This is a genomic window from Shewanella sp. MBTL60-112-B2 (assembly GCF_019655055.1).
GTDB lineage: Bacteria > Pseudomonadota > Gammaproteobacteria > Enterobacterales > Shewanellaceae > Shewanella.
In genome coordinates, this window is the sequence record NZ_BPFA01000003.1 from 113,966 (window position 1) to 127,188 (window position 13,223).

At 43.7% G+C, this 13,223-nt stretch carries 11 protein-coding genes; 6 read left to right on the forward strand and 5 right to left on the reverse strand.

Features of this window, described 5'->3' with window-relative positions:
• Positions 1-65: 65 nt before the first annotated feature.
• Complete coding sequence (locus K5Q73_RS02880) at positions 66-944, reverse strand: universal stress protein (protein ID WP_220759031.1); 879 nt, start codon at positions 942-944, stop codon at positions 66-68.
• A gap of 232 nt (positions 945-1,176) precedes the next feature.
• Here K5Q73_RS02880 and K5Q73_RS02885 point away from each other — a divergent pair, with 232 nt between their 5' ends.
• Together K5Q73_RS02885 and K5Q73_RS02890 are read left to right on the forward strand one after the other, a co-directional pair.
• Positions 1,177-1,437 (forward strand): DUF5062 family protein, encoded by a 261-nt coding sequence (locus K5Q73_RS02885; RefSeq protein WP_220759030.1) that lies wholly within the window; start codon positions 1,177-1,179, stop codon positions 1,435-1,437.
• Between the two features lie 107 nt (positions 1,438-1,544).
• On the forward strand, positions 1,545-1,760 hold the full coding sequence (locus K5Q73_RS02890; protein WP_220759029.1) for a TIGR02450 family Trp-rich protein: 216 nt from the start codon (positions 1,545-1,547) through the stop codon (positions 1,758-1,760).
• Between the two features lie 20 nt (positions 1,761-1,780).
• Here K5Q73_RS02890 and K5Q73_RS02895 read toward each other — a convergent pair whose 3' ends face one another.
• Positions 1,781-1,918, reverse strand: coding sequence for a hypothetical protein (locus K5Q73_RS02895; protein ID WP_220759028.1), 138 nt, complete (start codon positions 1,916-1,918; stop codon positions 1,781-1,783).
• 115 nt (positions 1,919-2,033) lie between these two features.
• Between K5Q73_RS02895 and K5Q73_RS02900 the strand changes: the two genes are divergently transcribed.
• Positions 2,034-2,924 (forward strand): LysR family transcriptional regulator, encoded by an 891-nt coding sequence (locus tag K5Q73_RS02900; protein WP_220759027.1) that lies wholly within the window; start codon positions 2,034-2,036, stop codon positions 2,922-2,924.
• 79 nt (positions 2,925-3,003) lie between these two features.
• Here the strand turns inward: K5Q73_RS02900 and K5Q73_RS02905 are convergent, their stop codons facing one another.
• Positions 3,004-3,993 (reverse strand): sensor domain-containing diguanylate cyclase, encoded by a 990-nt coding sequence (locus K5Q73_RS02905; protein WP_259650682.1) that lies wholly within the window; start codon positions 3,991-3,993, stop codon positions 3,004-3,006.
• Between the two features lie 165 nt (positions 3,994-4,158).
• Here K5Q73_RS02905 and glf point away from each other — a divergent pair, with 165 nt between their 5' ends.
• Together glf and K5Q73_RS02915 are read left to right on the forward strand one after the other, a co-directional pair.
• Positions 4,159-5,304, forward strand: a complete 1,146-nt coding sequence (gene glf / locus K5Q73_RS02910) for a UDP-galactopyranose mutase (protein WP_220759026.1) — start codon at positions 4,159-4,161, stop codon at positions 5,302-5,304.
• Between the two features lie 23 nt (positions 5,305-5,327).
• Complete coding sequence (locus tag K5Q73_RS02915; RefSeq protein ID WP_220759025.1) at positions 5,328-6,143, forward strand: DUF707 domain-containing protein; 816 nt, start codon at positions 5,328-5,330, stop codon at positions 6,141-6,143.
• A gap of 102 nt (positions 6,144-6,245) precedes the next feature.
• Here the strand turns inward: K5Q73_RS02915 and K5Q73_RS02920 are convergent, their stop codons facing one another.
• Positions 6,246-10,802, reverse strand: coding sequence for a biotin carboxylase N-terminal domain-containing protein (locus K5Q73_RS02920; protein WP_220759024.1), 4,557 nt, complete (start codon positions 10,800-10,802; stop codon positions 6,246-6,248).
• Between the two features lie 122 nt (positions 10,803-10,924).
• On the opposite strand from K5Q73_RS02920, the gene K5Q73_RS02925 reads away from it, so the two are divergent.
• Positions 10,925-11,836: a LysR family transcriptional regulator gene (locus tag K5Q73_RS02925; RefSeq protein WP_220759023.1), complete on the forward strand. Its 912-nt coding sequence runs from the start codon at positions 10,925-10,927 to the stop codon at positions 11,834-11,836.
• Between the two features lie 44 nt (positions 11,837-11,880).
• Here K5Q73_RS02925 and K5Q73_RS02930 read toward each other — a convergent pair whose 3' ends face one another.
• Positions 11,881-13,212: a transporter gene (locus K5Q73_RS02930; protein ID WP_220759022.1), complete on the reverse strand. Its 1,332-nt coding sequence runs from the start codon at positions 13,210-13,212 to the stop codon at positions 11,881-11,883.
• Positions 13,213-13,223: the final 11 nt, after the last annotated feature.

The following is a 13,223-nucleotide window of genomic DNA, read 5'->3' on the forward strand; positions in this document are numbered from 1 at the left end:
GGTTTTAAAACATAAAAAACCACCTCATTTGAGGTGGTTTTTTTGTTTGTTATCTTATGGAATGCTCACTCTATCGGTAACAGTTGCCCTTCGCGCGCAGGCACCACCAGCACATTACTGCGAATGCGGCTCAAAATTGATTCCGCCATATTACCCACCACAAAGGCGTACAGACCTTGTCGCTGCACCGCTCCCAGCACTAAGTAACGCACCTTGTGCTTACAAGCCAATTGATAAATACAAAGATCCGGATCACCCACGGTGATATGCAGACACTTAGCATCGATATTTAGCTCATCAAACAAGGCTTGGTGCTTCGCTCTTGCCTCTCTGACCATGGCGTGAGTATCAACTATCTCCATATCATGGATAACTTGAGGTAAGCGAACCACAAATGCCAGATGTAGTTCGCAACCAGTTGCTGTAGCCAACTCGCGAGCTTGACGAATAACGGCTTGGTTCAATTGCTGCTTTAAGGTTTTTTTGCTATCGAGATCTAATGCCATCATTACGGTGTTATTCTTCTGTACTGGGTTGTCAGTCAGCAGCATTAATGGCACTCGGGTATGGCGAATAAGGTTCCAATCTACGGGTAGATAATGATCGGCATGGTGCACGGCTTTAACGATAAGATCGAAACCATGGCGGTCTGAGTGATGACAAGCATGCTCATAAAGATCTTTACTCCATACGCTGTGAGTTGGCGTATCTTCGGCATGAATACTCTCTAGCTCCAACTCTACCTTAGCCATGCGCTGCTTCATCACATGCTTTTGCGCAACCGCGACAAACTTAGGATTGTAGTACTCGGCATTACCAAAGTATTCAAAGCTATAAGCAAATACTTCGGCACGTTTGCCTAATACTCTGGCAAGCTCAACTCCTGCCGAAATAGCATCAACATGCGCCTCATCTCTAGGGGAAATAATAAATACTTTGTCCATCGCACTCTCCAGTTGCAACTACCTATTCTTAGCTTAGCTAAACTTAACCATTAACAGTTAAAAAGTTGCTTAAATTATGATCTGCATCAAGAGAAAACTCTGAGTAAACATAACGAATCTTACCTAGTCGAATCTATCCTGTTCCACTTTGAAATTGCTCAAGAAAGCTATTGCCTTCGAGCTTATTTCAGGTAACGTTATAACTACATTAATCGACATAAGAAGCGTCTATATGAAGTCAGGTAAGCACGATGCACAACTACTGAAGCTCGCGTTAGAAATTGGTGTTGGCTACGCCAAGAAAAGAGGCTTTGGCGATTTTGAGCAAGGGATCTCTCCTAAAGATAAAGTCGAATGTATCTATCGATTATTAGTGCAAGACAAGCTTATTCAAGCTCTTTCAAAAGACAAAGAAGACGGCCCGAATATGAAGCACAAATTAGTGCTATGGATAAGCCGCCAGTTACCACCAGAGCATGAACTGCTCAATTAATGTCTCTACTCACTTTTTCAGTCTCTGCATCACACGCTATCGGAGACTGAAACCATTAATTCCTAGCCAAAAGATCGATTTTCCAAGTCTATTCGTAATAGATATTTATGAATCAAATTAATCCAAAGAAGCTACTACATAGCAAGTGGACAGCTGTAAAACCAAAGCAAAAACAGAAGCACTTCATTATTACTAAAGTGAAATTTGATGAGCAAGGAAAGGTGAGCTTATGTCTGATAGAAGCTGTGCTGACTCGCGCTGAATTCTCAATTGATTGGCGCGAGTTAACACAAGAGACAGACTGGCTTATGGGCTGGAAATAACAATATACAAGCAGGCTATATTAAGCCTGCTTGATGTTTACTTGCCCAGAGTCTCGACGCTGAACTGAACGTGCTGCTAATTTTTGCTTCTGCTCTTTGTCTAGTGGTTTAGCTGCTAGGTAAAGAGCTTGAGCAAATAAACCTTGATATGACTTCATTTTAATCCCCATTAATGTATTAAAAACCAACAAAACGACTTTATTGATGCTAAAGTAACCGCCTCTTGGTTATTAGTAAAATGAATAGTTAGCATTAAGTGGATTCCAAAATAGCATGAACATTCAGATCAAAAGTTTGCACTGTTTCGTTACTTTACTTGAAGTCGGCAATTACACCCGTGCGGCTGAAAGATTACACCTTACTCAACCCACTTTAACTAAGATGATCCAGCGTTTAGAAGAACATTTAGAGCAGCCATTACTCATACGTAATAATCAAAAAGTGATTGCAACTGAGGCAGGGCGTTTACTTCAAAATAGTGCTAAACAGATAGTTGGACAATGGCATCGTTTACAAGAAGAGATGAACAGCTTAAACGGATTACAAACAGGGCAACTGCGACTAGGAGTATGCCCTATGATGGGAGAAATGGTCATTGATCTGTTATCGCAATACAGGCAACGCTTCCCACGAATAGACGTAAGTATTGTTGAACTTGGTGGTTTTGCTGCAGAGCAAGCTTTACTTAATGACACCCTTGATCTTACGTTTACAGCTTTACCAACCACTCATACTCAGGATTTCTGTAGCCATAACCTAGGTGGCTATCCACTATTTGCTTGCCTTCCGAAAGCGCACCTTCTCACTAAAAAAGCATCGATTTCTTGGTCAGACTTAGCTGACTCCCCTTTTATCCTTTACAACGATGACTTCTCGCTCGCAAAACTTATTCGTCGACTTACCCATAAAGCCAATATCGAATTAAACATTGCAGCACAAAGCGGCCAATGGGATTTTATTGCTGCGATGGTTGAGTCAAAAATGGGACTAGCGATATTACCTGAGCCTATTTGCCAAAAAGTGAATTCAGCTCAATTAGAATATCGACCATTATCTCCAGATCTCACTTGGGACTTAGCGTTAATTTGGCGCAAAAATTTACCATTAACGCCAGCTGCAGAAAGCTTTATCCGTTTAAGCCAAGAATTGAGCCCTGAAAATTAGCCATAAGAAAATAGCTCAAGAAGATTTAGGACTGCAGCAATAGCTAGCGTTAATTGCGCCCTAGGGCTTTTAACCGTTATTACTGATGAAATAGATAACTATTTTTACCTTGGCGTTTTACTTCATACATGGCGTGATCGGCTTGCTCACAGATCTCGGCAAAAGATTGCGTAGTGAATAAACTGATCCCGATACTCATGCCGATATTTATACTTTTATTCTCTACTAGGATGCTCAAACCAAAAGCGCTTAATATCCTGTCTGCTATTTGTGAGAGCTCAGTAGGATCATCTGACTCAAGCAAAATAACGAACTCATCCCCCCCCATTCTAGCGATAGTCTTAGACTCAGGGAGCTGTAGTTGCAATATTTCCGCAATTTTAATCAGTAAACTGTCACCAAACTTATGGCCATAGCGGTCGTTGTTCGACTTAAAGTCATCGAGATCGATAAACATAAGCGCGCCGGTTGCTATCTGCTGACGCTGAGCCTCAAATGCCTCAATTAATGCTTTTCGATTAAGTAAATCCGTTAGCGGATCACGATGAGCAAGCTTGGCTAACTCGAGCTCATAGCGCTTCTCTTTAGTGATGTCGATATGCGTACCCATAATGCGTATTGGCTCACCATTGTCGCCGAACTCTATCACTCGCCCTCGGTCTGACACCCAACTTACAGAGCCGTCTTTATGCACCATTCGATGAGTCACATCGTAGGAGTCTGTTTTACCATTAATATGGTCATAAAAATTGGCTATCACCCATTCTCGGTCATCCGGATGAAGGTTCCCTTTCCAGCTATCGACATGCGCCGCCATTTCATCAATGGTATAACCAAGTAACGAGCCCCATTCCATGTTGTACATAGTCAGGTTTCCGCTAGGGATGTGCTGCTCCCAAACACACAGGCCTGTGCCATCAAGCGCAGCATTGAGCTTCTGCTCTAACAAGCTATTTTGTTGTCTGAGTAGCTGATTGTCTCGCTGCAAAATGAGGTTCTGTGCTTTTATCTCAGCAAGCTGTTTATCTATCTCAGCCTGAAACACTGAACACTTTTGTTTGATTTCCACCAGTTGCTTTCCATGCCCGCATAATCAATACAAAGATAACAACTATTAATTAACATTTAAATATAAGCTAACGCCTGAATTAACTCTCATTTGCTCAAAAAATAGCTTAATGCTTGTCTTTATCGGGTAAACTACTGCCAAGTTAAGTTGATTGCAGATTTAAATATGCCACTAAATATTGCCATCGCTGGCGCAGGCTTTTCCGGCGCAGTTATCGCCAATGAGCTAGCTCAAGCTGGCCACACCATTACCGTCTACGAACCTAGAGCTCATGTTGCGGGTAACTGTTACTCAGCAAGAGATGAGTCGAGCCAAATAATGCTACATCATTTTGGACCGCATATTTTCCATACTGATAAAGCACATATTTGGGACTACGTCACCCAACTCGGTGAATTTAAACCCTTCGTTAATCGGGTAAAAGCCGTCACTCAAGGACAGGTTTATTCACTGCCTATCAATCTGCATACGATTAACCAGTTTTTTAATAAGCAGATGTCACCTGACGAGGCAAAAACATTTATCGCCAGCCAAGCAGATGAGACAATTACCGAGCCGCAGAATTTTGAACAACAAGCGCAGAAAATGATTGGCGAGTCGTTGTATCAGGCTTTTTTTAAGCATTACACCATCAAGCAATGGGGACGCTCACCCGATAGCTTACCAGCAAGCATTTTAAAGCGATTACCACTGCGCTTTAATTACGATGATAATTACTTTAATCACCCGTATCAGGGCATGCCTGCAGATGGCTACACAGTATTAATCGAAAAATTACTCGACCACCCCAATATTAAAGTCCACTTAAACTCAGCGTTTAATGCTGCGATGAAAAGCCAGTATGCCCATGTCTTTTTCTCTGGGCCATTAGATGCCTATTTTGACTATCAGCTAGGACGTTTACCTTATCGAACCTTAGATTTTGTCAAAGAAACCCATAGTGTCGACTATCAAGGTAATGCAGTGATCAACTATTGTGATACTAGCCAAGCTTATACTCGTATTAGCGAGCATAAGCACTTTGCCCCATGGGAGGAGCACAGCAAAACTGTCATTTTTAAGGAATATAGTCGCGAAGCGACCGAAGCAGATACACCTTATTACCCAGTACGTTTAAGTGATGACAACAGCTTGCTAGAGCGTTATATCAGTCTTGCTAAGCAAGAAAAAAACATCACCTTTGTTGGCCGTTTAGGCACCTATCGCTACTTAGATATGGATGTCACTATCGATCAAGCATTAAACGCTAGCAAACTATTTTTAACCTCTTTGGCTAATGGCCAAGCAATGCCAGTATTTACTGAGCAATAAACAATTTTAAAGAGTGACTTAACATGAAGAGATACTTAGTCATTGCTCGTATTGGCGATAACTCATTGCACCCTAAGTGGTTAGAAAATGCGGAGCCTAACTTCGACTTATTCTTAAGCTATTTTGGTGATACTGACGATAAATTTCTCAACGAAGCAACCTATTACGAGAAAGTAAAAGGGGGCAAATGGCCTATCGTGCATCAATTGATCAGTAATAACTGGTCGCTGATCTCTCAATATGAGGCCGTATGGATCCCTGATGATGATATTCTCGCTGACGCTAACACCATCAATAAAATGTTTAGCTTGTTTGAAGGGTTTGATTTAGCCTTAGCGCAACCGGCACTGACAATGAATTCTTACTTTTCACACTCAAGCTTACTATGCCAGCCTGATTCAGTATTACGTTACAGTAATTTTGTTGAAGTCATGGTGCCCATATTTTCAAAGTTAGCTCTAGAAAATTTAAAACAAAGTATGGGGCAAAGTCCTTCTGGATGGGGCTTAGACGCACTATGGCCACACCTGATTGACAACCCTAAGCACGATAAAATTGCTGTGATAGATGCCGCTGCAGTGATTCATACTCGTCCTGTCGGTGGTGAGCTTTATAAGCTTAATCCCGAGTTATCACCTGAAAAGGATGCTCTGCAGCTGCAGAGCTTATATCCACAGTTTAATATTAGCCGTCGTCACGGCCCGAATAAATTTAAAGTCTATTCCCAAGTATCTCAATCGAGCACTCATAGCGGTCGGCTTGCTAGTATACGCGGTAAATTTCAACGCGTTATAGCGAAGCATCAAGCTAAAAAGCGACCTAAGTACCCAACTAACTAATTACAATTAACTAAATACAAAAAGCCCGCTAATCAAATTAGCGGGCTTTTTCATTTATTCAGTAAAGCTGAGCAACTTGAATTGCTCAGCTAATCACAGGTTTTACTTAGTCACTGGTGATACTACAAACAGTAGCTCACCTTGTGATACTTGCTGGCCGTTACTGTTAAGAATACGCTCAATACGATACTGCTGATCTTCAGGGTAAAGTACGGCGTTCTTACGGTTAAAGCCGGCTAGAGTGACCTGCGAGAACATCTTCATCGCTTCTGTAAGCGCTAAAGTCTGATCTACAGTAACAATGTCGCCTTCTTTAACGAAGTCGGCTTCACCTGGCGCTGGAGAAGTGTAGAAGATACCTGCACCCTGAGCCATCACTTTAAGCTCATTACTCTCACCCACACGCAGTGATGCTGTATCGACGCCAACGGTTTCAGCCGCCGCTTCCATCTCAGCAATCATCTCTGGCACATCTAGCTCAGCCATAAAGCGTGGTAGGTAGTTAGTATCGTAAACACCTTCGTTAAACGTGCCATCTTTAAGAATACGCGTTAACAATGGAATGTTAGTTGCGATACCTTTAATCACCACTTGATTCGCTAGGTAGTCGTGTAGCTTAACGATCACATCTTCACGGCTCTCACCACGACAGATGATTTGTGCAATCAAGCTATCGTAGTAAGGAGAAACCTCTTTACCTTCGCCTGCGATTGAGATGATTTCAATATCATCACGCTCTGGCATCTGGTACTCAGTAATTAGACCTGGGTACGGCAGCAATTGCAGTACGCCATGGCTATCAAGAGCGGCTTTTTCTGCCGTTACACGTACTTCCATCGCGTAGCCAATATCTTGTGGCTCAAGCTCTGCAATTGAGCGGCCTGCAGCGATATCAAAACCTGCGCTTACGATATCGATGCCAGAAGTGGCTTCTGTTACTGGATGCTCAACCTGTAGACGGGTGTTCATCTCCATAAAGTAGACTTCGTTCGCGTCTAAGTTATAGATAAACTCAACAGTACCTGCGCCCATGTAGTCAGTCGCATCACCTAGTAAGCGAGTGTATTCCATCACGCGTTGCTTAAGCTCATCTGGCAACATAGTTGAACCAGACTCTTCAACCACTTTCTGGTTGTTACGCTGTACAGAACAGTCACGTAGGCCAAGTACTTTTGTGTTACCGAACTGGTCACGTAGTAACTGAACTTCGATATGACGCAGTGAAGTAACATACTTCTCTAAGTACAAGTCACCGTTACCAAACGCTGCAGCAGCTTCGGTAGAGGTCTTTTGGAACAAGGAGATCATGTCGCCTGGACGCTCAACAACCTGGATACCTTTACCGCCACCACCTTGTACCGCTTTAAGCAGTACTGGGTAACCGATTTCGCTAGCAACGTTTACCGCTTGCTCTGCGTTAGTCAAAATACCGTGGCTACCAGGTACAACTGGCACGTTTTGCGCCTGCGAGGTCTTAATCGCGTTCGATTTGTTACCCATAGTCGTCATGCTGTGTACGCTTGGGCCAACAAAGTTAACGCCGTTGTTTACACATAACGCAGCAAACTGCGGGCTTTCAGATAGGAAACCAATACCTGGGTGCAGTGCATCAACGTTTTCATATTCGGCAACTTTAAGTACCGAGTATGCGTTTAGGTAACTTTCATCAGACGTGTTACCGCCGATACAAACCAGCTTATCGTTGTCTTTTAGCATGTCTGCTGGCACAGAAGTCATATCTGGATCTGATGCTACCAATACCACATTGATATTGTTGTCGTGTGCCTTACGGATAAGCTTAACCGCAGTACAGCCACGCGCATGAACCAGTACCTTGTCAATTGGCTTCATTAGCTTACGCGGGTCGTCCTGAACAATTTCTTCTTCAGCGATTAAACGCTCAGGTACTAATGTTGATACCGCACTTGCAATAACATCAACAATCTTAGCCGTTGGCTTTGGCATTAACGGGTCAATGCTTTGTAGTTGATCATCAATCGTTTCACTAAATGGATTCGTCACCAAGGCATTCATTGCACCTGGTACTTTCGACAAGTAGTTCGACAAAGTTGAAGTTGAAGGTAGGTACGCAGGCACAACCATTTGGCCAGCGAAAGGCATGTTAGTACCAGATAGGTAGTAAGTCTGTACAAGCGGGTGCGTTACAAAACTCGCCTGTGCACCACCGGTACAGTCACCATAACCAAACATCAATACTGGCAATTCATTATCGCGGATAAAACGCGTAATACGGTCATTTACTACAGCCATTGAGAATAGTGCAGCAGCACCTTCTTTAGTCTGCATACCGCCTGAACTGATAAAACAGATCACAGGTAGTTTACGCTTAGCACACTCAATCAATAGTGCACTGAACTTCTCAGCTGCCGCCATATCGAATGCACCGGCTTGGAATGCAGTATTCGATACCGCAACACCCACACGCATCGGCTGACCATTCTGTTCGAAATCAGCAAGACCTGTGATTAAACCACATGGGCGAATGCCCTTGTCTAGTGCATCTTCGATAGATAGACGGAAACCTGGGAAGTTAAGTAGGTTAGCCGAAATTTTGTCGCCATTGATTTCTTCAAATTCAGTGAAGAACTTACCGACAATTGACTCCCAACCCATTTTTCCAGCGCGCTTTTCATCGCGTAGCACTTTCTGGATCAGCAAATCTTGATAACCCATGGTCAAACGGTTCCAGAAGTCTTTACGACGACCGATACGCACAGGGTTAATCGCGCCAGTGTATTCACCGCTCTCTTCTTCGCTGTCGAAATACTCAGGGAGTAAACGCTCGAAGAAGTAGGTCAGAATAACGAATAAACTGTCGTTCAACTGTGGGAAACCAACACTCTTCCACTGCTCGGTACGAGTCAGTAGTTCAGCGCGGTTTGACTGTGACATAAAGTACTTTAGCCACTTGTAGAACTTGTTCTTATCGTTAGCAACGTTTTGCGTCGACAATGCACGATCAATTGAATCATGTAGCAAGTTATCAACTGAATTACGTGACAAACTCTTAGACATCATGGCTTCTTTAGCAATTGACGCTAAGTTGCCTACAACGTTGTCGTAAAGCGCGTTGAAAACAAGAATGTTATGACACTGCCAAATGAAGTCTTCACGTAGCTCGTCGTGAATGATCACGTCAAGTACGGTCAGCTTGTTTAGCTCAGGCCAGTCTGCTTGAGTCACTTCTGATGGAAGAGTCTCAAGGTAGTTGATAAGACCTTTAAAGTTGTTTTCTGCGTTACCTTTCCAGCGGTGGTATAGCGACCAGCTGATGTTGAAGATAAGCGCTTTACGTGCTTTCTTATAGTTCTCTTTTGGCTCACCCAAAATCAAACGCGTTAGCATGTTACGTTCGGTAGACACATCATCACGCTTAGCGATGAAGTTACCCCAAAGCTTATTTAGATCTTCGTCGTAAACCAGTTTATCAGGGCTTGATAGCCAAGATTGGAATACGCGATCTTGCTCTTGTTGAATACGCGCGAGCAAATCACCTTCAGGTACACTTACCTTAGATAGACGACCATACTGCTCTTGCGAGATAGAATGAATACGGCTACGCAGCGTTAGGTAACGCAGGTAACGGTATGTACTACCAAATAGGTTCAAGTGCATAGTAGGGTTGTTAGCAACCGCTAGCTCAGCGTTGAGCTCCAATGCTTCAAGACTCTTAGATGGGCTAAGGAAACGCTCTAAGCTGCGGTCATAGTGTTCACGTAAATCTTCTGACTCACGGACAAAGTTTACAGCTGCTTTCTCTACCGCTTCAATGCTGCTAATAATCGCACGGCGCAGGTTGTGCTGACGCTCATCTCGGTCAGATGGAGAGAAGTCGATGATGCCATCAATACAGCCTGAGGTATAAAGCTCTTCAGGTGAAACACCTACTGATTTCGCACATTCTTGCCAAGATAGGTTGTACTTACGCGCAATGCTCTGTAGACCTTGAGGCTGAATGGTGTTGAAAATACCATCGCGAAGCGATAATAAGATGTTTGCTGCTGCTAACGGGATTGCGCCGCCAGAGTAACCCGCGCCGATAACGATACCTACTGTTGGTACGTCAACGTTCGCGCTCTCGGCAATCGCTTTAGAAATAGAGTGTGCTTGGTTCTGGCTGTTAGCGATTTCACCCGCGTCGGCACCAGGGGTGTCGATAAGGTAAACAATCGGCATAGACAGTTCAGCAAAGTGACGTATCGCTTTACAGCATGCAATGTGATGCTCTGGCATCCATGCACCGTTTGCTGTTGTGCGCTCTTGCGCCACAAAACCGATACGGCGAGTACGAGATCCAAAATTCAGTTCGATCTCTGCACTGTAAAAAGGGCCGATATGGTTTTCAGTAATGAGTTTGCCTTTAAGATCGGCAATGATGCGCTTAGCGCCGGGACGATTTTTATCTTGAGTCGGTTGAATCACCTTAGTGACATAACCATCAACGTCTAACTGAGCCAAGTCTTTAAGATTCGCCTGAATCGCGTCATCGTCTAAAAGACCTTTAATCTCTTCTGAAAGCGTCTGCTTGCTGTGCTCAGGAAACAATGAAAAGTCTTTTGCTAACTGCTCTGCTTTTAGAAAAAGCGGATCGGCAGTTTGCACTTGAGTCATGTTAGCGGGCTGATTTTTGCTGGTCATCGAAAGATCCTCTGCTTTTAGCCTCTGAAATTTTTAGCCCGTAAATATAACTTTGTTATCCCGTCAATTGCTATTAAACTGCACTAGACGCTTTGTTCCATATTTGAGACAGTGGAGATAACATGCCTGATTTAAACGGTATGATGCTCTTTGCGGCGGTAGTTAGAGCCAAAGGTTTCTCTCAAGCTGCCCGTGAAATAGGCATGCCAAAATCAACCATTAGTCGTAAGGTTGCCCAGCTAGAAGAACAGCTTGGCGTACGACTTTTGCAACGAGATACCCGCAATCTAAGTTTAACTCAGGTCGGTGCGCTGTTTTTTCAGCATTGCTCCAGTATAAGCGATGAAATAGAAGCTGCAAAAGCGACTGTAGAAAACACCCATAATGACGTGTCTGGCTTGTTGCGTATCGCAATCCCAGTTTCATTTAGCCAAGAACTGATTGCCACCTTATGCAGTGGTTTTTTGCGTCTCTATCCAAATGTTGAACTCGACGTGCAATTTACCGATAGTGATGTTGGCCTAGTAGGTGAAGGTTACGATATCGCCATCAAGTACGGCCCTCTGCAGTCATCCGATCTAGTGGCAAGGCTGCTATTTGAGCGCCAGCCTATCTTGGTCGCTAGTCCTAGCTACTTAAAAATCCATGGCACTCCTGCAACACCACAAGATTTAGCCGAGCATAGCGGCATATTGTTAGGCACCTCACGCTCTGCGCCCATTTGGCCCCTAGGCAAAGGCGCCAGAAAAACCATGGTTAACTTTCAGCGTAAAGTGCGAGTCAATAGCGCTGTGATGGTAAAGCAATTGGTGATGGATGATTTTGGCATCGCTATGTTGTCTAACTCTGTCTGCAAGAACGAACTGGCGAGCGGCTCTTTGGTGCCCATTTTACAAGAATGGCCCATGGAGGCTTTTAAGGTTTATGGTGTGTACTCTAGCCGTCGTCAATTAGCGACTAATATCAGCGTGTTTCTAGACTTCTTCCATAAACGCTTTACTAGCCAAGAATCATTACAGTCGCTAATGATGTAAAGAAACGCCAGTTAAGGTGCTTGTTTTATGCATAGAAACACGCTTTAAAAGCGATAAGGGAAGCGCAAGCTAATTTGATAGTCAGGAGAGTCTTCGGTTAAACCTGCTCCAATACTTGTCACCATAGAGAAGTTTTCAGTTAAGGCCAAGGTCGCACCTAAACCTAGGTTAGCCGTATTGGTATCTGTTCTAGCAATATCTTGCCACTCTCCCCCCTGAAGCTTTTGTTGAGTCTTAGTGAAGAAACGTTGATTAAAACTCATGCCTATACTCATTCGCTCAGATACAGCAAAAGCTAAACCGAAGCTGTAATCAATATAATCACCGAGATCTATCTCTCCAGGAGAAAGGCCTGGTAGGCCCGATAGATCGCCATACTCTTCTGGTAAGAATGTACCGTAATTCAAGTTAAAGAAGACGATTGCGGGGTCATAAGTTTTCGCTAAACTAAAACCAGTCGAAATCCCCCACACTCCTGCACCTGTGGCTATTTGATCTGGATAAGTTAAATTGCCAGATTCAGATGATTCTAAATTAATACCAAAAGGGTCTTCGCCCGTTGGCATTCGCACTCTTACGTTCCACACCCAGTCAGGCCAACCGTCACCTTCTGTCATTATTCGATAGTAGGCGGCAACGCTCATGTCACCAATTTGTGAGCCTTCTACATCAGCTGATTCATACAGTTGGCTAGAATTGCCCTCCCCCACGGACTCATACTTATTGAGACGGTAGACAAACGGCATCGCCATTTCAAATTGCCAACTGTCATTAAGGGTGTAACGCGTAGTAAGATCTAACTGCACTGTATTAGAGCGGATACGGTCTAAATTTAGGTTGCCTAGAAAAATAGCATCTAAGGCTAAAAAACCACGCAATACCAGGTCCTTACGCCCATAGTAACTGTATGTCAGTGACGGCTCGATGGTGAGTTTACGATCAAACACATTATGCGCTTCTTGTAATACATCTTCGGTACTACGCGACCGCTCCGGCTCTTTTTTTACGCTCTCTTGAGCTGTGGTCTGAGCGTGTGCGTGAGAATTGGCGATCTGAGTAGGCTGTTGAGGGGCTCTTTCGATGGACTGTTGACTGCGCTGCGGTGCTTTTTGTACCGGCTTATTGGCCGTTGAGGCTGAAGCCCCCTGCTGAAGCTGAGCTTCTTTAGATAACACCTTTTGCGCCATTTGATTAATGGCCCTTTGCTGCATCTGCAGTTGCTGATTGAGTAAGATAAGCTGCTTTTTTAATAGCTGTAACTCTTCAGCTTCTGTCATTGTTACTTGATTTTTCTGTGTGCCATCAGCCGCAAAACATGAAATAGGCATACACGAAATACAAACCAGTAAAGCGACTTTAGTCCATGTAAAATCCATTTTTTTATCCT

What these genes read in the sequence shown, in the direction of transcription:
- K5Q73_RS02880 (WP_220759031.1), bottom strand. Translation starts at nt 944, where the DNA reads ATGGACAAAGTATTTATTATTTCCCCTAGAGATGAGGCGCATGTTGAT.
- K5Q73_RS02885 (WP_220759030.1), top strand. Translation starts at nt 1,177, where the DNA reads ATGAAGTCAGGTAAGCACGATGCACAACTACTGAAGCTCGCGTTAGAA.
- K5Q73_RS02890 (WP_220759029.1), top strand. Translation starts at nt 1,545, where the DNA reads ATGAATCAAATTAATCCAAAGAAGCTACTACATAGCAAGTGGACAGCT.
- K5Q73_RS02895 (WP_220759028.1), bottom strand. Translation starts at nt 1,918, where the DNA reads ATGAAGTCATATCAAGGTTTATTTGCTCAAGCTCTTTACCTAGCAGCT.
- K5Q73_RS02900 (WP_220759027.1), top strand. Translation starts at nt 2,034, where the DNA reads ATGAACATTCAGATCAAAAGTTTGCACTGTTTCGTTACTTTACTTGAA.
- glf (WP_220759026.1), top strand. Translation starts at nt 4,159, where the DNA reads ATGCCACTAAATATTGCCATCGCTGGCGCAGGCTTTTCCGGCGCAGTT.
- K5Q73_RS02915 (WP_220759025.1), top strand. Translation starts at nt 5,328, where the DNA reads ATGAAGAGATACTTAGTCATTGCTCGTATTGGCGATAACTCATTGCAC.
- K5Q73_RS02920 (WP_220759024.1), bottom strand. Translation starts at nt 10,802, where the DNA reads ATGACCAGCAAAAATCAGCCCGCTAACATGACTCAAGTGCAAACTGCC.
- K5Q73_RS02925 (WP_220759023.1), top strand. Translation starts at nt 10,925, where the DNA reads ATGCCTGATTTAAACGGTATGATGCTCTTTGCGGCGGTAGTTAGAGCC.
- K5Q73_RS02930 (WP_220759022.1), bottom strand. Translation starts at nt 13,212, where the DNA reads ATGGATTTTACATGGACTAAAGTCGCTTTACTGGTTTGTATTTCGTGT.